At 66.6% G+C, this 22,012-nt stretch carries 24 protein-coding genes; 10 read left to right on the top strand and 14 right to left on the bottom strand.

Going from position 1 to position 22,012, the window contains the following annotated elements; all coding sequences use genetic code 11:
* Nucleotide 1: 1 nt before the first annotated feature.
* The 3 genes from KF707C_RS19965 to KF707C_RS19955 all read right to left on the bottom strand — a co-directional run bounded on the left by KF707C_RS19965 (nucleotide 2) and on the right by KF707C_RS19955 (nucleotide 2,054).
* Nucleotides 2-886: a DMT family transporter gene (locus tag KF707C_RS19965; RefSeq protein WP_003457113.1), complete on the bottom strand. Its 885-nt coding sequence runs from the start codon at nucleotides 884-886 to the stop codon at nucleotides 2-4.
* Entirely contained in the window at nucleotides 883-1,218 is a 336-nt protein-coding gene (locus KF707C_RS19960; RefSeq protein ID WP_003457115.1) for a tRNA-binding protein, read from the bottom strand. Before KF707C_RS19960 ends, KF707C_RS19965 begins: the two co-directional genes overlap by 4 nt.
* An 83-nt stretch (nucleotides 1,219-1,301) precedes the next feature.
* Complete coding sequence (locus KF707C_RS19955; protein WP_003457117.1) at nucleotides 1,302-2,054, bottom strand: AraC family transcriptional regulator; 753 nt, start codon at nucleotides 2,052-2,054, stop codon at nucleotides 1,302-1,304.
* Nucleotides 2,055-2,188: 134 nt separating this feature from the next.
* On the opposite strand from KF707C_RS19955, the gene KF707C_RS19950 reads away from it, so the two are divergent.
* Both KF707C_RS19950 and KF707C_RS19945 read left to right on the top strand, forming a co-directional pair.
* Entirely contained in the window at nucleotides 2,189-3,016 is an 828-nt protein-coding gene (locus KF707C_RS19950; protein WP_003457119.1) for a UDP-2,3-diacylglucosamine diphosphatase, read from the top strand.
* Complete coding sequence (locus tag KF707C_RS19945) at nucleotides 3,013-4,044, top strand: glycosyltransferase family 4 protein (protein ID WP_003457121.1); 1,032 nt, start codon at nucleotides 3,013-3,015, stop codon at nucleotides 4,042-4,044. The genes KF707C_RS19950 and KF707C_RS19945 overlap by 4 nt, the downstream gene beginning before the upstream one ends.
* Nucleotides 4,045-4,127: 83 nt before the next feature.
* On the opposite strand, the gene KF707C_RS19940 is transcribed toward KF707C_RS19945, so the two are convergent.
* Together KF707C_RS19940 and KF707C_RS19935 are read right to left on the bottom strand one after the other, a co-directional pair.
* Nucleotides 4,128-5,498, bottom strand: a complete 1,371-nt coding sequence (locus KF707C_RS19940; RefSeq protein WP_003457122.1) for an adenylate/guanylate cyclase domain-containing protein — start codon at nucleotides 5,496-5,498, stop codon at nucleotides 4,128-4,130.
* 142 nt (nucleotides 5,499-5,640) lie between these two features.
* A complete protein-coding gene (locus KF707C_RS19935) occupies nucleotides 5,641-5,958 on the bottom strand; it encodes an Mpo1-like protein (RefSeq protein ID WP_003457124.1) in 318 nt (105 codons plus the stop codon).
* Between the two features lie 141 nt (nucleotides 5,959-6,099).
* Between KF707C_RS19935 and KF707C_RS19930 the strand changes: the two genes are divergently transcribed.
* Nucleotides 6,100-7,104, top strand: coding sequence for an AraC family transcriptional regulator (locus KF707C_RS19930; protein WP_003457126.1), 1,005 nt, complete (start codon nucleotides 6,100-6,102; stop codon nucleotides 7,102-7,104).
* A gap of 19 nt (nucleotides 7,105-7,123) precedes the next feature.
* On the opposite strand, the gene KF707C_RS19925 is transcribed toward KF707C_RS19930, so the two are convergent.
* A complete protein-coding gene (locus KF707C_RS19925; protein WP_003457127.1) occupies nucleotides 7,124-8,578 on the bottom strand; it encodes a TrkH family potassium uptake protein in 1,455 nt (484 codons plus the stop codon).
* A gap of 79 nt (nucleotides 8,579-8,657) precedes the next feature.
* Nucleotides 8,658-10,112, bottom strand: coding sequence for a TrkH family potassium uptake protein (locus KF707C_RS19920; RefSeq protein WP_003457128.1), 1,455 nt, complete (start codon nucleotides 10,110-10,112; stop codon nucleotides 8,658-8,660).
* 147 nt (nucleotides 10,113-10,259) lie between these two features.
* On the opposite strand from KF707C_RS19920, the gene KF707C_RS19915 reads away from it, so the two are divergent.
* The gene (locus KF707C_RS19915) at nucleotides 10,260-10,817 is read left to right on the top strand and encodes an NAD(P)H nitroreductase (RefSeq protein ID WP_003457129.1); all 558 of its coding nucleotides are present in this window, start codon (nucleotides 10,260-10,262) and stop codon (nucleotides 10,815-10,817) included.
* On the opposite strand, the gene KF707C_RS19910 is transcribed toward KF707C_RS19915, so the two are convergent.
* From KF707C_RS19910 to KF707C_RS19885, 6 genes are all read right to left on the bottom strand, one after another.
* Nucleotides 10,818-12,143: a sensor histidine kinase gene (locus KF707C_RS19910; protein ID WP_003457131.1), complete on the bottom strand. Its 1,326-nt coding sequence runs from the start codon at nucleotides 12,141-12,143 to the stop codon at nucleotides 10,818-10,820.
* An 84-nt stretch (nucleotides 12,144-12,227) separates the two neighbouring features.
* A complete protein-coding gene (locus KF707C_RS19905; protein ID WP_003457132.1) occupies nucleotides 12,228-12,638 on the bottom strand; it encodes a Spy/CpxP family protein refolding chaperone in 411 nt (136 codons plus the stop codon).
* A gap of 107 nt (nucleotides 12,639-12,745) precedes the next feature.
* On the bottom strand, nucleotides 12,746-13,423 hold the full coding sequence (locus tag KF707C_RS19900) for a response regulator transcription factor (protein ID WP_036994413.1): 678 nt from the start codon (nucleotides 13,421-13,423) through the stop codon (nucleotides 12,746-12,748).
* A 7-nt stretch (nucleotides 13,424-13,430) separates the two neighbouring features.
* A complete protein-coding gene (locus KF707C_RS19895; RefSeq protein ID WP_003457135.1) occupies nucleotides 13,431-13,853 on the bottom strand; it encodes a hypothetical protein in 423 nt (140 codons plus the stop codon).
* 37 nt (nucleotides 13,854-13,890) lie between these two features.
* Complete coding sequence (locus KF707C_RS19890; protein WP_003457137.1) at nucleotides 13,891-14,190, bottom strand: YciI family protein; 300 nt, start codon at nucleotides 14,188-14,190, stop codon at nucleotides 13,891-13,893.
* A gap of 8 nt (nucleotides 14,191-14,198) precedes the next feature.
* Nucleotides 14,199-14,792 carry a septation protein A gene (locus KF707C_RS19885; protein ID WP_003457139.1) on the bottom strand — a complete coding sequence of 198 codons (594 nt, stop codon included), beginning with the start codon at nucleotides 14,790-14,792 and terminating at the stop codon, nucleotides 14,199-14,201.
* Nucleotides 14,793-14,858: 66 nt separating this feature from the next.
* Between KF707C_RS19885 and KF707C_RS19880 the strand changes: the two genes are divergently transcribed.
* Both KF707C_RS19880 and KF707C_RS19875 read left to right on the top strand, forming a co-directional pair.
* Nucleotides 14,859-15,725: a PHP domain-containing protein gene (locus KF707C_RS19880; RefSeq protein WP_003457141.1), complete on the top strand. Its 867-nt coding sequence runs from the start codon at nucleotides 14,859-14,861 to the stop codon at nucleotides 15,723-15,725.
* A 13-nt stretch (nucleotides 15,726-15,738) separates the two neighbouring features.
* Nucleotides 15,739-16,368 (top strand): L-threonylcarbamoyladenylate synthase, encoded by a 630-nt coding sequence (locus KF707C_RS19875; protein ID WP_003457142.1) that lies wholly within the window; start codon nucleotides 15,739-15,741, stop codon nucleotides 16,366-16,368.
* Nucleotides 16,369-16,374: 6 nt separating this feature from the next.
* Here KF707C_RS19875 and KF707C_RS19870 read toward each other — a convergent pair whose 3' ends face one another.
* Nucleotides 16,375-16,722: a PA2779 family protein gene (locus tag KF707C_RS19870; protein ID WP_003457145.1), complete on the bottom strand. Its 348-nt coding sequence runs from the start codon at nucleotides 16,720-16,722 to the stop codon at nucleotides 16,375-16,377.
* A gap of 144 nt (nucleotides 16,723-16,866) precedes the next feature.
* Between KF707C_RS19870 and KF707C_RS19865 the strand changes: the two genes are divergently transcribed.
* From KF707C_RS19865 to rluB, 4 genes are all read left to right on the top strand, one after another.
* Nucleotides 16,867-17,691: a segregation and condensation protein A gene (locus KF707C_RS19865; RefSeq protein WP_003457148.1), complete on the top strand. Its 825-nt coding sequence runs from the start codon at nucleotides 16,867-16,869 to the stop codon at nucleotides 17,689-17,691.
* Complete coding sequence (gene scpB, locus KF707C_RS19860; protein WP_003457150.1) at nucleotides 17,692-18,486, top strand: SMC-Scp complex subunit ScpB; 795 nt, start codon at nucleotides 17,692-17,694, stop codon at nucleotides 18,484-18,486.
* Nucleotides 18,487-18,908: 422 nt separating this feature from the next.
* On the top strand, nucleotides 18,909-20,276 hold the full coding sequence (ltrA, locus tag KF707C_RS19850; protein WP_003453656.1) for a group II intron reverse transcriptase/maturase: 1,368 nt from the start codon (nucleotides 18,909-18,911) through the stop codon (nucleotides 20,274-20,276).
* 276 nt (nucleotides 20,277-20,552) lie between these two features.
* The gene (gene rluB / locus KF707C_RS19845) at nucleotides 20,553-21,917 is read left to right on the top strand and encodes a 23S rRNA pseudouridine(2605) synthase RluB (RefSeq protein WP_096368048.1); all 1,365 of its coding nucleotides are present in this window, start codon (nucleotides 20,553-20,555) and stop codon (nucleotides 21,915-21,917) included.
* The last annotated feature ends 95 nt before the right edge of the window (nucleotides 21,918-22,012 follow it).

Raw genomic sequence — 22,012 nt, 5'->3', positions numbered from 1 at the left:
GCTAGGGGTTGGCGGTGGCCGGACGCGTCTCGACCGGCGCCCCTTTGCGGGCCGACAGGGCGATGGCGAAGATGATCAGCGCGCCCCCGGCCAGCATCCGCAGGCCGGGCTCTTCGTTGAACAGCCACCAGGCGAAGGCGATGCCGTAGACCGGCTCCAGGGCGAAGATCACCGCCGTGGTGCGGGCCTTGAGGACCTTCAGGCTGGCGACGAACAGGCTGTGGGCGAGGCCGGTGCAGAACACGCCGAGCAGGGCGATCCACAGCCAGTCCATAGCCTTGACGCCCGCCAGCAGCGGCCAGCTGAAGGGCAGCAGCAGGACGACGATGGTGAGGTTCTGGCACAGCGCCGCCTTCACCGGGTCCAGCCCCTTGACGCTGACCCGGTTGAGCAGCGACAGCAGCGAGAACAGCAGGCCCGAGAGAATCGCCGAGAGCAGCCCCTGGGTGGCCTGGCTGGCGAACTCGAAACTGGGCGTCACCAGTACCAGGCCCAGGCAGACGAGGCCGACGATGAGGACCTCCTGGGCGCGGATGCGCTCGCGGAACAGCAGCCCCTCCAGCAGCAGGGTGAACGCCGGAAAGCTGGCGAAGCCCAGGGTGGCGATGGCCACGCCGCCCACCTGAACCGCGTGGAAGAAGGTGATCCAGTGGGTGCCCAGGAGCACGCCGCCCAGGGCCAGCATTCCCAGCTGGCGCAGGTTCGGGTTGACGCTGCGGGTGCGTGTGATGAGCTGGGCGAAGAGCGCCAGGGCGATGACCGCGAAAAGCCCGCGACCGAAGGTGATGATCATGGGCGCGGTGTCGGCCAGCTTGCCGAAGATCCCCGAGAGTCCGAACAGCAGGGCGCCCAGGTGGATCGCCAGCAGTGCGTTGCGTTCCTTCATGCCAGGCGCGCCCCGTTGGGCAGCGGCTTGTCGAAGCCGGCCAGCACCACCTTGTTCTCGTCATCATGGACACCGGTCACCAGCACCTCCGAGCGCACCCCTGCAATCCGCTTGGGTGCGAAATTGCACACGCAGAGCACCTGCCTGCCCACCAGTTCCTCGGCGGCGTAGTGGTCGGTGATCTGGGCGCTGGAGGTCTTCACCCCCAGTTCTCCCAGATCGACCTCCAGCACGTAGGCCGGCTTGATGGCCTTGGCGTTGGGGATGGCGGAGAGCACGGTGCCGACGCGCAGCTCGATCCGCTGGAAATCGTCCCATTCGATGGTGGACATGACCTTCTCCCTGATGAGTGACGGCGCCAGTCTAGGGGCGCCGGACCGTCCTGTCTGTCGCCAGGCTCGCGGACTTTGTCGCGTTACTCGTGGGCGCGGCGCAGCGCGCGCGGGGTGACGCCGTAGGCCCGGGACAGGGCGGCGGTGAAGGCGCTCTGGGAGCTGTAGCCGACCCGGGCGGCGATCTCGCCCACGGGCAGTTGGCTGTCCAGCAGCAGCCGGCGGCCCAGGTGCAGGCGTCGGGCGCGGACATGGTCCATGGGCGTGAGTCCGGTTTCCGCGAGGAAGCGGGCGTGGAAGCGGGCCACCGACAGGCCGCAGAGGCGAGCCAGGTCGGCCACCTGCAAGGGGTGGGCGGCGTGCTGGTCGATATGGGCGTCAAGGGCGGCCAGGGGCAGGGCGCCGGAGTCCTCACGTTGGGCGCCCGGTGCGGCCAGGCTGGCCAGCAGCAGGCCGGCGGATTGCGCGGCGATCACCTCGTCGCCCACGGCGCTGGTGGCTATCCAGCTCACCAACTGGCTTTGCACTGGGTCGAGGCTGAGGGCGCCGGGGCGCTCCAGCAGCCGCCGGCCCGCATCGAAGTGCCGGCCCAGGGCCTGTCGCAGCCAGTCGTCGTCCGGCACGTCCACCACCAGGCAGCGGCTGCCGCCCGGGCTGCCGCAGGCGTGTCGGGCCTCGGGCGGCACCACCGCCAGGGTTTGCCGCTCCACCCGCGCGCCCTGGCCGTCCACTTCGAAATCCAGGCAGCCGGAGAGGCCGAACACCAGTTGGGCGTGGTCGTGGCTATGGACCAGGAGGTCGTGGTTGTACTGGCGCAGGGAGAGGATCGAATGCATGGCGGGCACCTCGGGGCAGGCCGTCAGTGTACCTCCAGTCGCCGGATTTTCGTTGTCATCGCCCTGCAATCCCGTCGTCACGCCCACTTCACCCCCGCGAGGCACCATCGGCGAAATCCCGCAGGAGGCCGCCCATGAGCAGCGTCGAATCCCTGGACCCGGTTGTCAGGAGCAAACCCCGCAAGCAGCGCGTGCGCACCCTGTGGATCTCCGACGTCCACCTCGGCACCCGAGATTGCCAGGCCGATCGGCTGGCGCACTTCCTCAAGCAGTACCACGCCGATCGTATCTACCTGGTGGGCGACATCATCGACGGCTGGAAGCTGCGGGGCGGGTTCTACTGGCCCCAGGCCCACACCAACGTGATCCGTCGCCTGCTGACCATGAGCAAGCGCGGCACCGAGGTGATCTATGTCACCGGCAACCATGACGAGTTCCTGCGCCGCTACTCGGCGCTGATGCTGGGCAATATCCAACTGGTGGACGAGGCGGTGCACGAGACCGCCGACGGACGCCGCCTGCTGGTGATCCATGGCGACCAGTTCGACGTGATCACCCGTTACCACCGCTGGCTGGCCTTCCTCGGCGACTCCGCCTACGAGTTCACCCTGACCCTGAACCGCTGGCTCAACCACTGGCGCGAACGCTGGGGCTACGGCTACTGGTCGCTGTCCGCCTACCTCAAGCACAAGGTGAAGACGGCGGTGAACTTCATCAGCGACTTCGAGGAAGCCATCGCCCACGAGTGCGCCAAGCGCGGCCTCGACGGCGTGGTCTGCGGCCACATCCACCACGCCGAGATCCGCAAGGTGGGCGAGGTGGACTACCTGAACTGCGGTGACTGGGTGGAATCCTGTTCCGCGCTCATCGAGCACTGGGACGGCAGCATCCAGCTCTACCGGCTCGCGGAGGCCCAGGCACAGGAAGCCCGCGAGGTGGCGCTGGTCGAGCCGGCGGCATGAAGGTCCTTGTCGTCAGCGACGCCTGGCTGCCCCAGGTGAACGGTGTGGTGACCAGCCTTCGCCACCTGGTTCGCGAGTTGGAAGGGCTCGGCCACCAGGTGCTGCTGCTCTCGCCCCAGGGCTTTCGCTGCCGGCCCTGCCCGAGCTACCCGGAAATCCCCCTGGCCTGGGACCTCTGGCGGGTGGGACCGATGATCGAGGCCTTCGCCCCCGACTGCGTGCACCTGGCCACCGAAGGCCCCCTGGGCTGGGCCGCCCGGCGCTGGCTGGTGAGCCGGGGACTGGCCTTTTCCACTGCGATCCACACCCGCTTTCCCGAGTACGTCCACGGTCGCTGGCCCTGGCTGCCGCTGTCGTGGGGATACGCCTTCCTCCGTCATTTCCATCGGCCCAGCCAGGCGGTGCTGGTGACCACCGAGCGCATGCGCGAGACCTTCGCCGAGCGCGGCCTGGTCTGGCTGCACCTGTGGCGCAAAGGCGTGGATACGGCCCTGTTCCGACCCCGCGACCTGCCGAGGCCCGCGCGGCCGGTCTTTCTCCATGTGGGGCGCCTGGCGCCGGAAAAGAACCTGGAGGCCTTCCTCGGCCTGGACCTGCCCGGTGAAAAGTGGGTGGTGGGCGATGGCCCTTCGCGGGCCGGGCTGGAGGCCCGTTACCCCGGCGTGCGCTTCTTCGGTTATCGCCAGGGCGAGGCGCTGGCGGAGCTCTACGGCCGAGCCAGCGTCCTGGTGTTCCCGTCCCTCACCGACACCTACGGCTTGGTGATGCTGGAGGCGCTGGCTTGCGGCACGCCGGTGGCGGCCTTCCCCGTGGCCGGGCCGCTGGATGTGCTGGAACCGGGCGTGACCGGTTGCCTGGACGAGGACCTGGGACGCGCTTGCCTCGCGGCGCTGGAACTGGATCGGGCGGTCTGTGCCGAACGTGCCGGACGCTTGTCCTGGCGGGCTTCGGCGCTGGAGTTCCTGGCCCGACAGCCGTTGCTGGATGGGGAGCCCTGCCTGGAAGGGGCGCTGGTTGCCGATCTGTGAACCGGCGGCCCTGCGCACCGGGATGATCGCGGTGCCCGCAGCGCACCCTTGGGAAGCCCGTGTCGTCTGCCGCCGATCGCGGATCAGGGAATGATCTTGTCCCGCAGTTTCTCGGCGGCCTGCTGCAGGGCCTGGATGACCCTGGCCTTGTCGAAGCTCTCGATGCTGTTGGTGTCCAGGTACATGGAAAAACCGGGCAGTTCGTGCTCGACGTAGCTGGAGGTGGCGCCCAGGTCGCGGCGGAAGTCCACCACCTGGTAGATCTGCACCGGTCGGGTGAAGCCCTTGACGCTGATCTGGCCCTTGTCGCGGCACATGATCACGTCCTTCACCAGGGAATAGGTCTCGTGGGAGATGAGGATCTCGCCGGCGTCGGAGGCGGTCTCCAGGCGGCTGGCCAGGTTCACCTCGCGGCCGATGATGGTGTAGTCCATGCGGGTGTCGGCGCCGAAGTTGCCCACGGTGCAGTAGCCGGTGTTGATGCCCATGCGGATCTCCAGGGGCTTGGTGATGCCCTGGGCGCGCCATTGCTGGCGGAGCACCTTCATGTGCTTGCGCATGGCCACGGCCATGGAGACCGCCGCCACCGCGTCCTTCTTCGCCCCCTGGGTGCTGGGGTCGCCGAAGAACACCATGACGCTGTCGCCGACGAACTTGTCGATGGTGCCGCCGTACTTGAGGGCGATCTTCGACATGTCGTTGAGGTAGTTGTTGAGCAGGTCGGTGAGGGCCTCGGCTTCCAGTTCCTCGGACAGCTCGGTGAAGCCCTTGATGTCGGAAAAGAACACGCTGAGCTTCTTGCGCTGGGTCTCCAGGCGCACGCTCTTCTTGCCGCTGAAGATCATTTCCCAGACCTGGGGCGACAGGTACTTGGCGAGATTGCGCGCCAGCCGCGCGGCCTTCTCCTGTTCCCGCTTGATCTCGCTGCGGGCCTGGGCCAGGCGCAGGCCCTGCTGGTGCACGAAGAAGGCGGTGATGCAGATGTAGAGCGTGGTGAAGAGCACGCTGACCACCGATACCAGGGTCGGCGTGCCGGTCTTGAATTCCGGCTGCAGGGCGAGGCCGACCAGGGCCATGCTGACCAGGGTGCCCGCCAGTACCAGGGTCATCTGCCCGAGGCCGCCGAGGATCATGGCGCTGAAGCAGAGGGTCAGCAGCACCATCAGGGTGGGAACCAGGGAGAAGCTCAGCAGCGCCGCGGCGGCGCCGGCGTGGAAGGTGTCGACGCCCATGAGGATGCGGGCGGTGCGGCTATCGGGAAAGCGTTGGCTCAGCTGGCGGGCCAGGTGGGGGTAGAGCAGGGCATAGGGCACCATCCAGAGGATGTCGAAGCTGAAGTGCTGGACATAGGTGCCGGCGGCGATGCAGGCGGCGATGCCCATGTAGGCCAGGACTCGGGAGTAGTACTCGCGCAGGACGGGCGTTGCGGAGGTGGATTCGAGCGTGGGCTTCATGGCTGGGGTCTGTCCCTGATGCTTTCTTGACGCCGGGTTGCGGCATTCGCGATGCGCTGCAAGTCCTGGGCCATGGAGTAGGCGGGGCGGGATCATAACCAGACGACGGACCGGCGGCCAAGGGGCCGCCGGCCGGGTGACCTCAGAAGCGGATGCGGCCGGTGAAGGCGTCCTTCAGCATCACCCAGTCGCCCATGAAGCTGTAGAGCGGGTACTTGAAGGTGGCCGGCTTGTTCTTCTCGAAGACGAAGTGCCCGATCCAGGCGAAACCGTAGCCGGCGAAGGGCAGGGCGAGGAGCCACAGCCACTGCTGGGTGACGATGGCGTACCCGAGGATGGAGAGCACCAGCAGGCTGCCTACGTAGTGGAGACGTCGACAGGTGTCGTTGCTGTGTTCCTGCAGGTAGTAGGGGTAGAACTCGGCGAAGGTCCGGAAGCGCTGGGTGGATTCGGCAGGCATGGCGGCGGCTCCTGATTCTTGTTGTCTGCTGCAGTGTAGGCCGGGTGTCTTCGTGGGCCAGTGACAATGAGCGCCACTTTAGTATCCTTGCCGGCACTCCGTCCCCGGACGGCTCGCTTGACCCCAGAACCAGAAGGCGCCATGAGCGAACGCACGACATCCTCGAGCTGGGCCCTCGGCATCGTCCAGGCCCTGGAAATGGGCGGAGTGGATTGCCGCAAACTCTTTCCCGAACTCGGCCTCGACTACCAGGCCTTGAACGACCCTGACGCACGTTTCCCCCAGGATGGCATGACCCGTCTCTGGCTGCGGGCGGTGGAGTTGTCCGGCAACCCGGCTATCGGTCTCAACATGGCCAAGGTGGTGCGCCCGGCGTCCTTCCACGTGGTGGGCTATGCGCTGATGTCCAGCCGGACCCTGAAAGAGGGGTTCGCCCGGCTGGTGCGTTACCAGCGGATCATCGCCGAAGGGGCCGACCTCAGCTTCTGCGCGACGCCCTCGGGCTATGAGCTGCGCCTGTCGATCCACGGCGATCGACTGCCGCCGGCGCGGCAGAGCGCCGAGGCTTCCATGGCCTACTGCCTGGCGTTCTGCCGCTGGATGACCGGGCGGCCGATCAATCCCCTGGAGATCCGTTTCCAGGGGCCGGCGCCGACGGACCTCGAACCCTATCGCCAGGTGTTCCAGGCGCCGCTGCGCTTCAACGCCGACCATTGCGCCCTGCTGTTCAGCCGTGCCGACATGGAGTCGCCCCTGCCCACGGCCAACGAATCCCTCGCCCAGCTGCACGATCGCTTCGCCGGCGACTACCTGGCACGCTTCTCCGGGACCCGCGTCACCCATCAGGTGCGTCAGGTGCTCTGTCGCCTGCTGCCCCAGGGTGAGCCCAAGCGTGAAGTGGTGGCGGGCCTGATGCACCTGTCCCAGCGCACCCTGCAACGTCGCCTGCAGGAGGAAGGGGTGAGCTTCCAGCAACTACTGGACGACACGCGCCGCGAGCTGGCCGAGCAGTATCTGGCCCAGCCCAGCCTGACCCTGCTGGAAATCGCCTACCTGCTGGGCTTCGCCGATCCGAGCAATTTCTTCCGGGCCTTCCGGCGCTGGTTCGGCAGCACCCCCGGGGAATACCGCGCAGGTCTCGAGTAGGCGTTGGGCGGTTCCGCCCTCAATGGCGCCAGAAATAGGGCGTCAGCAGCACCAGTACGGTGAGGATCTCCAGGCGACCCAGCAGCATGCCGAGGGTCAGCAGCCATTTCGCGCCATCGGGCAGGCTGGAGAAGTTGCCCGCCGGGCCGATGACGTCGCCAAGTCCCGGGCCGACGCCGGAGACGGTGGCGGCGGCGCCGGTCAGCGCGGTGATCCAGTCGAGCCCCATCAGCGACAGGCCCAGGGCGATGCCGCAGATGATGATGGTGAAGAAGAAGGAAAAGGTCAGGATCGAGCGGACGATGTCCTCGTCGAGGCGATGGCCGTTGTAGGTCTGCTTTATCACCGCGCGAGGGTGGACCAGCTGCGTCAGGTTGGCCTTGAGCAGGATGTAGGCCACCTGGAAGCGGAATATCTTGATGCCGCCGGCGGTGGAGCCGGAGCAGCCGCCGATGAAGCCCAGGTAGAAGAACAGCATCAGCGAGAAATTGCCCCACAGGCTGTAGTCGCCCAGGGCGAAGCCGGTGGTGGTGAGGATCGAGGTGGTGTTCACCGCGACGTGACGCAGGGCGTCCAGCCAGTGCAGTTCGGTGGTGAGCCAGTACCAGGTGCCCAGGACCAGCCAGATCGCCAGCAGCAGGCCGATGAAGCCGCGCACCTGTTCGTCGCGGATCAGTGCCTTGCGGTTGCCGCGCAGGGTGGCCGCGTAGAGCATGAAGGGCAGGCTGCCGAGGATCATCACCACCACCGCGACCCAGTGCACCGCAGGCTGCTGCCACTTGGCCAGGGACTGGTCGGAGGTGGAGAAACCACCGGTGGCGATGGCTGACATGGCGTGGTTGATGGCGTCGAAGGGGCCCATGCCCGCCCACCAGAAGGCCAGGGCGCTGAGGATGCTGAGGCCGACGTAGATGGCGACGATGTACTTGGCCACCATGTGCGACCGGGGCATGACCTTGTCCGAGCGGTCCGACGACTCTGTCTGGAACAGCCGCATGCCGCCGATGCGCAGCAGCGGAAGGATCGCCACCGCCATGCCGATGAAGCCGATGCCCCCGAGCCAGCGCAGCAGCGAGCGCCACATGAGGAGGCCGGGGGACATGCCGTCCAGGCCGCTGAGCACCGTGGCGCCGGTGGCGGTGACCCCGGACATGCTCTCGAACCAGGCATCGGTGAAGCTGATGTGCTGGGTGAAGATGAAGGGCAGCGTGGCGAACAGGCAGACCACGATCCAGCTGGACACCGTCAACAGGTACATGTCCCGGGGACGCAGGTGGACGTGCTCGGGGCGACCCTGGATCACCAGGGCCAGGCCGGCGATGAAGGTGATCAGGCTCGACCAGACGAAGGCATTGATGTCGCTGGCGCGGTCGTAGATCACCAGGGTCAGCACGGGAATGGCCATGCTCACCGCGAGGGTGATCAGGAAGATGCCGTTGAGGAAGCCGATGATGCGAAGGGTCGGCAGGGCCATGGTGTCCGTTTCAGGCAGAGGGCGAAACGCGCCATTCTAACCGCGCCCGGCGCCCTGTAAACCGGGGGCGGTCGCGCAATCAATGTCGCCAGAACTTCGGGGTGAACAGCACCAGCACGGTGAGGATCTCCAGGCGGCCCAGCAGCATGCCGATGGTCAGCAGCCACTTGGCCGCGTCCGGCAGGGTGGAGAAGTTGCCCACCGGCCCGATGATCGGCCCGAGGCCCGGCCCCACGTTGCAGACGGCAGTGGCGGCGGCGGTCAGCGCGGTGACCCAGTCCAGGCCGATCAGGCTTAGCCCCAGGGCGATCACCGCGATAGTGGTGGTGAAGAAGAAAGAGAAGGTGATCAGCGAGCGGACGATCTCGTCGTCCAGGTAATGGTTGTTGTACTGCTGCTTGATCACGGCGCGCGGGTGCACCAGTTGCTGCAGGTTGGCCTTGAGCAGTTGCCAGGCCACCTGGAAGCGGAAGATCTTGAGTCCGCCGGCCGTGGAGCCGGAGCAGCCGCCAACGAAGGTCAGGTAGAAGAACAGCAGGACCGAGAAACTCCCCCACAGGGTGTAGTCGCCCAGCGCCACGCCGGTGGTGGTGACCACCGAGGTGACGTTCACCGCGACGATGCGCACCGCGTCCAGCCAGGGATGGGTCGAGTGAGCCCAGAGCCAGGTGCCTACCACCAGCCAGGTGACCACCAGGAAACCGATGAAGCCGTGTACCTGGTGGTCGCGGATCAGTGCGGTGCGGTGGCCCCGCAAGGTGGCGACCATCAGGGTGAAGGGCAGGCTGCCGAGGATCATCACCACCACCGCTACCCAGTGCACGGCGGGTTGCGTCCAGTTGGCGAGGGACGAGTCGGAAGTGGAGAAGCCGCCGGTGGAAATGAGCGACATGGCATGGTTCACCGCGTCGAAGGGCGTCATTCCTGCGATCCAGAACGCCAGGGTGGCGAGCAGGGTGAGGCCTGTGTACACCAGCACGATGTACTTGGCCGCCATGTGGGAGCGCGGCATGACCTTTTCGCCCCAGTCGGAGGACTCGGTCTGGAACAGGCGCATGCCGCCGACCCGCAACAGCGGCAGGATCGCCACCGCCATGCCGATGAAGCCGATGCCCCCCAGCCAGTGCAGCATCGAGCGCCAGATCAGCAGGCCCGGCGAGGCGTGGTCCAACCCGGTGATCACCGTGGAGCCGGTAGTGGTGATGCCGGACATGGTCTCGAAGAAGGCGTCCGTGTAGCTGATGTGCTGGATCATCACCATGGGCAGGGCGGCGAAGCAGCAGACCACCACCCAACTTGCGGTGGTCAGCATGTACATGTCCCGGGGGCGCAGGTGGGCGTGTTCTGCCCGGCCGGGCGCCACCAGGGCCAGGCCGGCGATGAAGGTGATCAGGCTTGACCAGAGGAAGGCGAAGATGTCGTCGGTTCGCTCGTGGGCCAGCAGAGTGATCATCGGGATCACCATGCTGACGGCCAGGGTGATGAGGAACAGGCCGATGAGGAAGCCGATGATGCGCAGGGTCGGCAGGGACATGGATCACTCGGGACGGGAGGTCGGAGGCGGCATTCTACTGGCCCGGCGAGCGCCATGTAATGGCCTCGGGCAGAGGAGTTTCGGCTCTGCCGGCTCCCGGTCGGTTATGGGCTAGAATGCCGCTCTTTCGAACTCTGGAGGTAGCCGATGGAGGCTCTCGACGCTCTGCTCAATCGCGTATCCCTGGCTCGCCTGCGGGAGCCAGCGCCGGACGCCGCCCAGCGCGAGGTGCTGTTCCGTGCCGCGCTGCGGGCGCCGGATCACGGTTACCTGCGGCCCTGGCGCTTCCTCACCGTCGAAGGTGACGCACGCCAGAAGCTCGGTGAGCTGTTCGTCTCCGCCCTGCTGGCGAAGAACCCCGACGCGCCCGAGGCGGCCGTGACCAAGGCCCGCGCCATGCCCCTGCGGGCGCCGCTGCTGGTGGTGGTGATCGCCCGCCTGCAGGCCGGCCACAAGGTGCCGGAGTGGGAGCAGATGATGTCCGCCGGCTGCGCCGCCCACGGGGTCCTGCTGGCCGCGCATGCCCAGGGACTGGGGGCGATCTGGCGCACCGGCGACATGGCCACCGACCCCACCGTCGCAGCCGGCCTCGGCCTGGCGGAGAACGAGCGGGTGGTCGGCTTCCTCTATCTCGGCAGTGTCGAGGGTGAACGTCGTGCGGCGCCTGACCTGGCGCCGGCTGACTTCGTCAGCGCCTGGGGTTGATCAGGCGTCGATCGAGCGCGGCAGTTCGAGGGTGGCGATAAAGCCGCCCTCGGGATGATTGCCCAGGGTCAGGCCGCCGCCATGGCGCTCCGCCGCCCTGCGCGCGATGGCCAGGCCCAGGCCATGGCCGGCGCCGGTCTGGTTCGGGGCGCGGAAGAAGGGTTCGCCCAGTTGCGCCAGGTACTCGGCGGCGACGCCCGGGCCGTGGTCGCGCACGCTGACCCGCAGGCGTTCCGGCTCCTGCGTGACAGTCACTTCCACCGGCGCTCCGGGTGGATTGAAGCGCAGGGCGTTGCGCAACAGGTTGTCCAGCGCCCGCTCCAGCATGTCCGGCCAGCCTTCCAGCTGCGGGTCGCCCTCGCAGTCGAGCCTGATCTCCTGTTCCGGTGCCAGCAGCCGGGCATCTTCCCGTAGTTTCTCCAGTACCTGTCGCAGGGCGATGGGATGGCGGGCGCCCGGTTCGGCGTCCAGGCGCGCCAGGGCGAGGATTTCGCTGATCAGCGCTTCGAGGCGGTCGCATTCCTGGCCGAGGCGTGGCCAGAGGGCTTCACGTTGCTTCGGTTCGGCGCGCTCGGCCAGCGCCAGGGCGACGCGCAGGCGTGCCAGGGGCGAACGCAGCTCGTGGGATACGTCACGCAGCAGCTGGCGCTGGCTGCTGATGAGACCCTGCAGGCGCTGGCCCATGCGATTGAAATCGCCGGCGAGCACGCCCAGTTCATCGCGACGACGCGACAGTCGCGCCAGGCTGTCCTGCTGGTAGGCGGTCTGGCCGAGGTCGTGCACGGCCCGTCGCAGGCGGTCCAGCGGACGGGTGATGGAGAAGGTGAGCAGCAGGCTGAAGAGGGTCATCACCACCAGGGCGATGCCCAGTGCGCTCAGGGGCCAGAACACGCTGCCCCGGTGCCAGGCTTCCAGCTCGGGGTAGGGAATGCGGTAGATCAGCAGGTAGGAGTCGCCGCTCGCGGGGCTGGTGTACTCCTGGGTGAGCCGTCGCCAGGGCAGGCGCCGGTGGTTTTTCTGGCGGGCCTCGAAGGCGGCGGCGCGAGGCGGGAAGGTGCCCTTCACCACCGGCTCCCCGTTGTCGTTGAGGATCTGGATATCCACCCGCGCGCGATCGTGGTAGCGCTCCAGCAGGCGCTGCGTTTCACGGGGACCCTCGGTCTCCAGGCGATTGACGACCCGTTCCGCCAACCCCTTAAGGGCGGGGTGATGGCCGAGGATCCAGGCATCCTGGTTGAGGGCGCGACCCAGCAGGATGGACAGGCCGGCCACCAGGGCGAGCGCCAACCAGAGGGTGGCCAGGATTCGCCAGAAGAGTGATCGCACGGGGAGGCTCCTGAACGGCAAAGCCCATCAGGCCGGTGAGCCTGATGGGCGGGGTTGCGGGGATTGCGGCGGCGCCGCTCGGGATTACTGGGCCTTCTTGTCCTTCTCGGCTTTCCAGGCTTCGAACTCGGCGCGTTCGGCGCGGCGTTCTTCCATCTTCTTCTGGATCTCGTCGAAGGTCTTCTGCTGCTCGGGCTTGAGCTGGGCGCGAATGGCGTCACGGTTCTTGGCTTCGGCGGCCTTGATCTCGTCCTCCATGGCCTTCTTCTCGGCCGCCGGCAGCTTGTCCAGGTAGCGCTGGGTGATCTCGTGGCGCGCTTTCATGCCGTCGCGCATCAGTTTGCCGATCTCGTGGCGCTGTTCCCGGGTCAGGTCCAGCTCCTTGAATGCGTGGCCACCGAAACCGCGCTCGTGGCGCGGACCGCCCTCCGGCATGGCCATGGCCAGGGTCGGCAGCGTGGCGGCGAGCAGCAGGGCGATAAGGGTCTTGCGCATGGTGGTTCTCCTAGTCTCGATTCCGGCCGGTTGCCGGATGTGCCCAGTCTAGGGACGGCAAGGTCAAGGGCGGTCAGCCCTGGGTAAAGGCTGGGTAAAGAGGCGTCTCAGGCGCTGTAGTAGTAGCCGCGGCTGCGCAGGGCGAGGATGCGGGGGCGGCCGTCGGCATGGGGGCCGAGCTTCTTGCGCAGGTTGCTCACGTGCATGTCCAGGCTGCGGTCGTAGAGCGTCAGCTTGCGGCCGAGCGCCAGTTGCGCCAGTTGCTGCTTGTCCAGTGGCTCGCCGGGCTGGCGCAGCAGGGCTTCCAGCAGGCGGCCTTCGGACAGGGTCAGGCTGATTTCGTGGTCGCCGACGGCCACCACGCCGCGTACCGGGCTGTAGCAGAGGTCGCCGAGTTCCAGCTGGCTGGACGGTTGCGGCGGCTGGGTGCGCCGCAGCACGGCGCGCAGGCGTGCGGTGAGTTCGCGGGGATCGCAGGGCTTGGCCAGGTAGTCGTCGGCGCCCAGTTCGAGGCCGAGGATGCGGTCCAGGGGTTCGCCCCGGGCGGAGAGCATCAGCACCGGCAGTTCCGGGTGGTCGCTGCGCAGTTGCTTGAGTAGCTCCAGCCCGCTGCCGTCGGGCAGCATCACGTCCAGCACCACGGCGGAGGGGGTGTGTTCGGACAGGGCGGCGCGGGCCGACTCGCCATCGTGCCGGGCGCGGACGCTGAAGCCTTCCTGGCTCAGCCAACTGATCAGCAGTTCGCAGAGTTCCCGATCGTCATCGATAAGCAGCAATTCACTCATGGTGCGGTCAGTTGATCCATTGACGGCGCTGGCGACGGCCGCCACGGGCGACCAGGCCGGTAATCAGCGAGAGGAGGGCGACGCTTCCACCCAGGGCGAACCAGGTCTGCTGTTCGCTCAGCAGTGCGGGTGGCTGCTGGGCTCGGGCTTCCTTCAATTGCAGCTTGAGGCGCTGGTTTTCCTGGCGCAGACGGGTCAGCAAGGCGTTTTCGCGTTCGGAGCCCGCTTCCTCCAGCCGAGCCTCGAGCTCGCCGCGCTGGCGTTCGCTGTCCGCCAGCCGTTGTTGCAGGCTGTCGACCTGCGCCAGCAGGGCGTTCTGGGTAGGCTGCGGGGCAATCGCCGTGGACTCGGCGGCTGGGGGTTCTTCGGCCTGCGCCAGGCTGCAGAGCAGCGCGGCGGTTAACAGCAGGGGCAATTGACCGACGCGCATTAGGGGCTCCTTTTCCTGGCGACTCAGACCGGGCGAATCAGGGGAAGACCTGCTTGAAGGGTTTCACCACGACGTCGGCGTAAACGCCCGCCGCGCGGTAGGGGTCGGCATCGGCCCAGGCCCTGGCGGCGTCCAGCGACTCGAACTCGGCCACGATGAGGCTGCCGGAGAAGCCGGCGCTGCCCGGGTCCGGGCTGTCCACGGCCGGGTGCGGGCCGGCCAGGACCAGGCGGCCTTCGGTCTTCAGCTGTTCCAGGCGCGCGAGGTGGGCGGGGCGGGCGGCGAGGCGGTTCTCCAGGGAACCGGCCACGTCGGTGGCGATGATGGCGTAGAGCATGGCTGTCCTTATTCTTGCTGGGGCTTTTCGGTTTCGGTGTCGTGGAGGTGGCGGGACAGGTAGACACCCTGACCCACCAGGAACAGCACGGTCATGCCGAGGCTGCCGAAGACTTTGAAGTCCACCCAGATCTCATGGAAGGTGAAGGCGACGAAGAGGTTGGCGAAGCCGCAGACCAGGAAGAACGCCACCCAGGCCAGGTTCAGCCGCACCCAGATGGGCTGGGGCAGGCTCAGGGCGTGGCCCATCACGCGCTGGATCAGGGGCTTGTCGCCGATGAAGTGGCTGCCGGCGAAGGCCAGGGCGAAGAGCCAGTTGACCACCGGCGCCTTCCACTTGAGGAAGGTTTCGCTGTGGAACGCCAGGGTCATGCCACCGAACACCAGGCAGGCCACCAGGGTCAGCCATTGGCCTTTCTCCAGCCGACGCTGGAGCAGGAAGATGGCGCCATAGACGATGACCGAACCGATGATCAGAACTGCGGTGGCGCTGAAAATACCGCCTAGCATGAAAGTATGCCCGGCCAGTTCGACGGCGCGCGGGTCCAGCTTGTAGACGATGAAGAAGAGGATGAGCGGGATGAAATCGATGAATTGTTTCACGGCGGCAGCCAGAAGCGGGATGTGGCGGCATAATAACAAACCAATCCCCTAGGGAAAGCAGACCCCATGCAGATCGACCTGCATTGCCACAGCACCGCCTCCGATGGCGCCCTGGCCCCGGCGGCCCTGGTCGCCCGCGCCCATGAGCGTGGGGTCCGGCTGCTCGCGCTGACGGACCACGACACCCTGGAGGGCCTCGCCGAGGCCCGGACGGCGGCCGAAGCGCTGGATATGCAGCTGATCAATGGCATCGAGCTGTCCTGCACCTGGGGGGGCGCCACCATTCATGTGCTGGGGTATGGCTTCGCCACCGATGCGCCGGCCCTGGTCGCGGCCATCGCCGATCTCCATGCCGGCCGCTGGGCCCGGGCCGAGGAAATCGCCCGTCGGCTCGCGGCGAAGGGCATGCCCGGTGCCCTGGAGGGCGCGCGGGCGGTGCAGCAGGAGCTGGGTGACAGCGGCAATGCCCCCGCACGACCTCACTTCGCGGAGTTCCTGGTGCGCAACGGTTTAGTTCGTGACCGTGCCGATGCCTTCCGCAAGTGGCTTGGTGCCGGCAAGCTGGGGGACGTCAAGCAACACTGGCCCACTCTGGAAGACGCCGTCGGGACCTTGCGTTCCGCGGGGGCCTGGGTCAGCCTGGCGCACCCGTGGCAGTACAACTTCACGGGTGCCAAGCGGCGTCGACTGGTGGCGGATTTCATCCGGGCCGGTGGACACGCGCTGGAAGTAGTCAACGGTCTGCAGCCAGCCGACCAGGTGGGTAGCCTGGCGATCCTGGCGCGAGAATTCGGCCTGCTGGTCAGTGCCGGTAGTGATTTCCATGCACCCTGCGATTGGTCGGAGCTGGGCCTGTACCGACCCTTGCCGGATGACCTGCCGCCGCTCTGGGGGCGCTTCCGTCATGCACACAGCGCTATTGCTGCCTTCTGAACAGGGAGATGTCGTGAGTCAGTTCTTTCAGGTGCATCCTGACAATCCACAGCCGCGCCTGATCCGCCAGGCCGTGGAAATCCTCAAGTCGGGTGGGGTCGTCGTCTATCCCACCGATTCGTCGTACGCCCTTGGTTGCCTGATCGGCGACAAGACGGCGGTGGAGCGCATTCGTCGCCTGCGTCGGTTGGACGAGAAGCACAACTTCACCCTGGTCTGCCGGGACCTCTCCGAGATCGGGGTCTTCGCCAAGGTGGATACGGCCGCGTTCCGACTCATCAAGGCTCACACGCCAGGCCCCTATACCTTCATCCTCAACGCCACCCGTGAAGTGCCGCGCATGCTGATGCATCCCAAGCGCCGCACCATTGGAATCCGTATTCCGGCCAATCCGGTGGCCCTGGCGCTGCTGGAGCAACTGGGGGCGCCGCTGATGAGCACCAGCCTGATCCTGCCGGGTGAAGAGCTGCCCATGAGCGACCCTTACGAGATGCGGCAGATTCTCGAGCACCAGGTGGACCTCATCATTGACGGCGGCTTCGGCGGCATGGCGGCCTCCACGGTCATCAGCCTGGCCGATGGCGAGCCCGAGGTGATCCGCGAGGGGTGCGGTGATCCCGAACCCTTCCTCAATCCCGCATAGCCCCGGTCAGAGCAGTATCGCCACCAGGATCACCACCAGCAGGATGATGATGAAGTCCGTCTGGTCGATCCGGCCACCGGCGGGCATCGCATCCATCTTCTGTACCAGTTGTGCCGCTTCCGCCGGCGTCAGGGCCTGGGCCCTGACGCGGGCTGTGGCGGCGTCCACGCCCATGGCGCGCAACTGCTTCTCCACCTCGGATTGGCGAAGAAAAGCGTCGATCCTGGCGTGATCCCCGCCTTGCTGGAGGGCATCCTGGGTGCCGATCATGTCGGCCTGGGCGGTCGCGCTTGGCAGCAGGCCCAGGCAGAGCAGCAGGACTATGGCGCTGACGATCAGGGTGAAGGGTTTCATGGGAACCTCCCGGAGCGGTGCTCCAGACCTGACAAGAGGAAGCCGTGTCGAGCTTTTTAAGTCTGGCATAGGGTGCTAATTTTCCGCTTTTTCCGCCGACCGGTATTTCCCGCCAGGGCAGCGGCCGAGTGACGAGAGGATTCGATGCAGAACACGCCGCCCCAGGAACAGGACAGCCAGGCCGGAGCCCAGCAGGAGCTGCCCTTCGCCCTGGTCTACGGTCAGGCGGTCACCGAGCTACCCCAGGATCTCTACATCCCGCCGGACGCCCTGGAGGTCTTCCTGGAAGCCTTCGAAGGGCCGCTGGACCTGCTGCTCTACCTGATCCGCAAGCAGAACATCGACATCCTCGATATTCCGGTGGCCGCCATCACCCACCAGTACATGGCCTACGTCGAGCTGATGAAGTCCGTGCGCCTGGAGTTGGCGGCGGAGTACCTGGTGATGGCCGCCATGCTGGCGGAGATCAAGTCGCGCATGCTGCTGCCGCGCTCCAGCGAGATGGAGGCGGAGGAAGAGGATCCCCGGGCCGAGCTGATCCGCCGGCTCCAGGAGTACGAGCGCTTCAAGGCGGCGGCCGAAGGGCTGGACGAGCTGCCAAGGGTGGGGCGCGACACCCTGGTTCCGCGGCTGGACGCCCCGGATGCCCGGGCCCGCAAGCTGCTGCCCGACGTCGCCCTGGAGGAGTTGCTGTTGTCCATGGCCGAGGTGCTGCGCCGGGCGGACATGTTCGAAAGCCACCAGGTGACCCGCGAGGCCCTGTCCACCCGCGAGCGCATGAGCGAGGTGCTGGAGAAGCTCAAGGGTGGCGCCTTCGTGCCCTTCGTGGCCCTGTTCACCCTGGAGGAAGGGCGTCTGGGGGTGGTGGTGACCTTCATGGCGGTACTGGAACTGATCAAGGAACAGCTGGTGGAACTGGTGCAGAATGAGCCCTTTGCCCCGATCCATGTGCGCGCCCGAGCCGAGTAGATGAACCTCAACGATCCCAATGAACTCGCGTCCCTGCTGGAGGCCTTCCTGCTCGCCTCGGGCAAGCCCCTGTCGCTGGAGCGTCTGGCGGAACTCTTCGAGGAGGCCGAGCGCCCCGAGCTCTCGGTGATTCGCTCGGCCATCGCCATCCTCGGCCGCAGCTGCGAGGGGCGCGCGTTCGAGCTGAAGGAGGTGGCCACCGGCTATCGCCTGCAGGTGCGTGAGCGCTACTCGCCCTGGGTCGGGCGGCTCTGGGAGGAGCGGCCCCAGCGCTATTCCCGGGCCATGCTGGAAACCCTGGCGCTGGTGGCCTACCGGCAACCCATCACGCGGGGCGAGATCGAGGAGATTCGCGGCGTCGCGGTGAACAGCCAGATCGTCAAGACCTTGCTGGAACGTGAGTGGATCCGTGTGGTGGGCTATCGCGACGTGCCCGGCAAGCCGGCGATGTTCGCCACCACCCGCGCCTTCCTCGATCACTTCAACCTCAAGGGGCTGGAGGAATTGCCGCCGCTGGCCGCCCTGCGTGAACTGGAGCCCGAGCCGGCCCTGGATCTTGACGATGGCGATGCCCCGGTTCCAGCCGATCTCCAGGCCCGCGCCGACGCCGAGCAGCAGGTCGAGCCCCGTGAGGAAACCAGCTTTCGTTCCCTCCTGGCCGAACTGGACAGCATGGAAGATGGGCTCAAGACCGATTTCGACGATCTGCTGCCGGAGGACGAAGCGGATGCGGAGGCGGAAACCGCCGAAGCAGCCGAGTCGCTGTTCGACGATCACGAGGAATCCCGTCACTGAGGCGCACGCCAGTCATGAAGGCCACCTGTATCAGGGTGGTCGCTTTGTGCGCCCAGCATGGGCGCCATCCTAGAGGTGAAAGTCCTCTCTTGAGCTGGCCACAGCGAATGAAGTGAAGCGCAACTGCATGAAGGCGACTGAGTGTGGGGAGGAAGCGTGGAGCGTAAACCGCGAGCCGAGGTACACGAACTGCATCTGAGGCGTTACCGGACAGGGCGAGCAGCCAAGGTACTGCGAAGCTCTTGTGGCCAAAGCCCGGTGACGTAAATGCAGCGGTTGTGCGGTGAAGGATGGCGTTCTTACCTGGGGAGATCTCGCCTTATGCCTGAAAGGGCAACGACGTAAGTTGGAGCGAGAAGTCAGCAGAGGCCGTAGTAGTTGCGCTGCAGCGAAGGGCCGAACGAGAAGGAGTGAGGTTCACCATGGCGATACAGCAGGCCTTGCATCAGATGCCCGGGAAACCGGGGCGGGACGGAGCTGCAACGGGTGAAGCCCGACGCGGGGCGTCCAGCGATGAAGCCGGCTGTCCGCGCCATGACCAGAACCACACGGGGTCAGGGCTTCTGCAAGAAGTCCTGACAAGAGAGAACCTGCAACTGGCGCTCAAGCGCGTTCGGGCTAATAAAGGTGTTGCGGGCGTCGACGGTCTTGGGATCGATGAGACGGTCGAGCATCTGAAAACGGCCTGGCCCGCGATACGGGCACAGTTGCTGGCCGGGACGTATCGGCCAAGTCCGGTGCGTAGAGTCCTGATCCCCAAGCCGGAGGGTGGCGAGCGCAAGCTGGGCATCCCGACGGTGACGGACAGGCTGATCCAGCAGGCGCTGCTACAGATTCTGCAGCCGTTGCTGGACCCAGGGTTCAGTGATCATAGCTACGGCTTTCGTCCCGGTCGCAGCGCTCACCAAGCGGTACTGGCAGCGCAGCGATACATTCACTCGGGGCGGAACATCCTGGTGGACGTCGATCTGGAGCAGTTTTTCGATCGCGTCGACCATGACCTGTTGATCGCTCGACTGAGCAGAAAGGTGACCGACCGAGGCGTTCTGCGTCTGGTCCGGGCCTACCTGAACAGCGGGACGTTGATCGACGGCGTGGTGGTGGCCAGTGAACGAGGGACACCGCAAGGCGGCCCCCTTTCACCACTGCTGGCCAATGTATTGCTGGATGAGGTGGACAAAGAGTTGGAGCGACGAGGCCATTGCTTCGTCAGGTACGCGGACGACGCGAATGTTTACGTACGCAGCCTCAAGGCCGGTCAGCGGGTAATGGCAGTGCTCCGTCGCCTTTATGATCGACTCAGGCTGCAAGTGAACGAACGCAAGAGCGCGATTGCCAGTGCGTTTGGCCGCAAGTTCCTGGGCTACAGCTTTTGGCTGTCGGCTCAAGGCGAGATCAAACGCGGGGTGGCCAGCCAAGCACTGCAGCGGTTCAAAAGCCGCATCCGACAGCTGACGTCTCGAAACGGAGGCCGAAGTGTGTCGCAAGTGGTGGAAAGCCTGAGGCCTTACCTACTGGGTTGGAAAGCGTACTTCGGTCTATCGCAAACCCCTCGTCGTTGGCGGGGTTTTGATGAGTGGATACGCCGACGACTCAGGGCCATCCAGCTCAAACAATGGAAAACCGGACGGAGAACGTACCGTGAACTGCGCAAACTTGGAGCATGGCCTGATCTGGCAGCGGCGATAGCCGGCAACAGCCACAGGTTCTGGCACAACAGTGTCGGTCTGATCCATGGAGTGCTCACGGTGGCGTGGTTCGACCGGTTGGGTCTACCTCGACTCTGCTGACCTCAACTTCTCGAACCGCCCGGTGCGGACCCGCATGCCGGGTGGTGTGGCAGGGGCGCGGCCCGATGGCCGCCCCCTATGCCGATTCCGACGTCATCTTTCGGGGCTGCGGCTGCACGTCCGTGGGTACTGGCCGAGGCGGACCCGCGTCTCATCGCCCTGGAAACGACCGGCCGGCGAAAACACTGACGGCACGCGTGGTCTCGTCTAGCCTGAGGGGTTCCTGGCGCGTATGATGCGCGGCCCTGTTTCACCGCTACACCGGGAGGTGCCCAGATGAACGATAGTGAACATAGCCCCGCAGGCGAGAAGCTGCAGAAGGTCCTGGCCCGTATGGGACTGGCCTCGCGCCGCGATATCGAAGCCTGGATCGGCGAAGGCCGCGTAAAGGTCAACGGCGAGGTGGCCACCCTTGGCCAGCGCGTCGATAGCCACGACGCCATCAGCGTCGATGGTCGCCTGCTCAAGCGCGAGGAAGCGGTCGAAAGCGTCCGCCGCGTGCTGATCTACAACAAGCCGGAAGGCGAGGTCTGCACCCGTGACGACCCGGAAGGTCGCCCCACCGTCTTCGAGCGCCTGCCGCGCCTGAGAGCCGGCCGCTGGATCAACATCGGTCGCCTGGACATCAACACCACCGGTCTCCTGCTGTTCACCACCGACGGTGAACTGGCCAATCGCCTGATGCACCCCTCCTACGAAATGGACCGCGAGTACGCGGTGCGGGTGCGTGGTGAAGTCACCGAGGAAATGCTGGAGAACCTCAAGCAGGGCGTCATGCTGGAAGACGGCCCCGCGAAGTTCACCGATATCCAGGAAGCCCCCGGCGGGGAAGGCCTGAACCACTGGTATCACTGCGTGGTGATGGAAGGCCGCAACCGCGAGGTGCGTCGCCTCTGGGAGTCCCAGGGCCTGGTGGTGAGCCGCCTGAAGCGCGTGCGTTTCGGTCCGGTGTTCATCACGTCCGACCTGACCATGGGGCGCTGGCGTGAGATGAGCCAGAGCGAAGTGGACATCCTCAGTGCCGAGGTCGGTCTGAAGCCGGTGGCCCTGCCGACCATGAAAGGCAAGTTCCGCGAGAAGCTGGACCGCCTGCAGCGCAAGTCGGCCAAGCCGGTCGGTACCCGTGCGCCGCGTCGGGAAGAGGGTGAACGCCCCGCCCGCGCACCGCGCCGCGAGGGCGACGAGCGTCCGGCTCGCGCCCCCCGTGGCGATGCGCCGTCCCGCGCACCGCGCCGCGAGGGCGATGAGCGTCCGGTTCGCGCCCCCCGTGGCGATGCGCCGTCCCGTGCACCGCGCCGTGAGGGCGACGAGCGTCCGGTTCGCGCTCCCCGTAGCGATGCGCCGTCCCGCGCACCGCGCCGCGAGGGCGATGAGCGTCCCGCTCGCGCTCCCCGTGGCGATGCGCCGTCCCGCGCACCGCGCCGCGAGGGCGATGAGCGTCCGGCTCGCGCCCCCCGTGGCACGCCGGTCGCCGACCGCCCGCGCGACGTGAACAAGAAGCGTCCGGGCAAGCCCCAGGGCGAACGTCCGGCCGTGGAGCTGGCGGATCGTCCGGCGCGCAAGCCGCAGCGCCCGCAGAACAAGCGCAGTGGTCCGCCCGCTGGCGATGGCCAGCGTCCGGGGTTCGGTCGCAAGCGCTGATTGGCGTTGAAATGAAGAAGGGGCTCATTCGAGCCCCTTCTTCTTTTCTGGATAGGGGTGATTGATCGCGGCCGGGCGCGCGGCGTCGACCGATG

This window comes from Pseudomonas furukawaii, assembly GCF_002355475.1.
GTDB lineage: Bacteria > Pseudomonadota > Gammaproteobacteria > Pseudomonadales > Pseudomonadaceae > Metapseudomonas > Metapseudomonas furukawaii.
The sequence above is the reverse complement of the archived record's forward strand: the minus strand, read 5'-3'. Positions and strand labels throughout refer to the sequence as shown.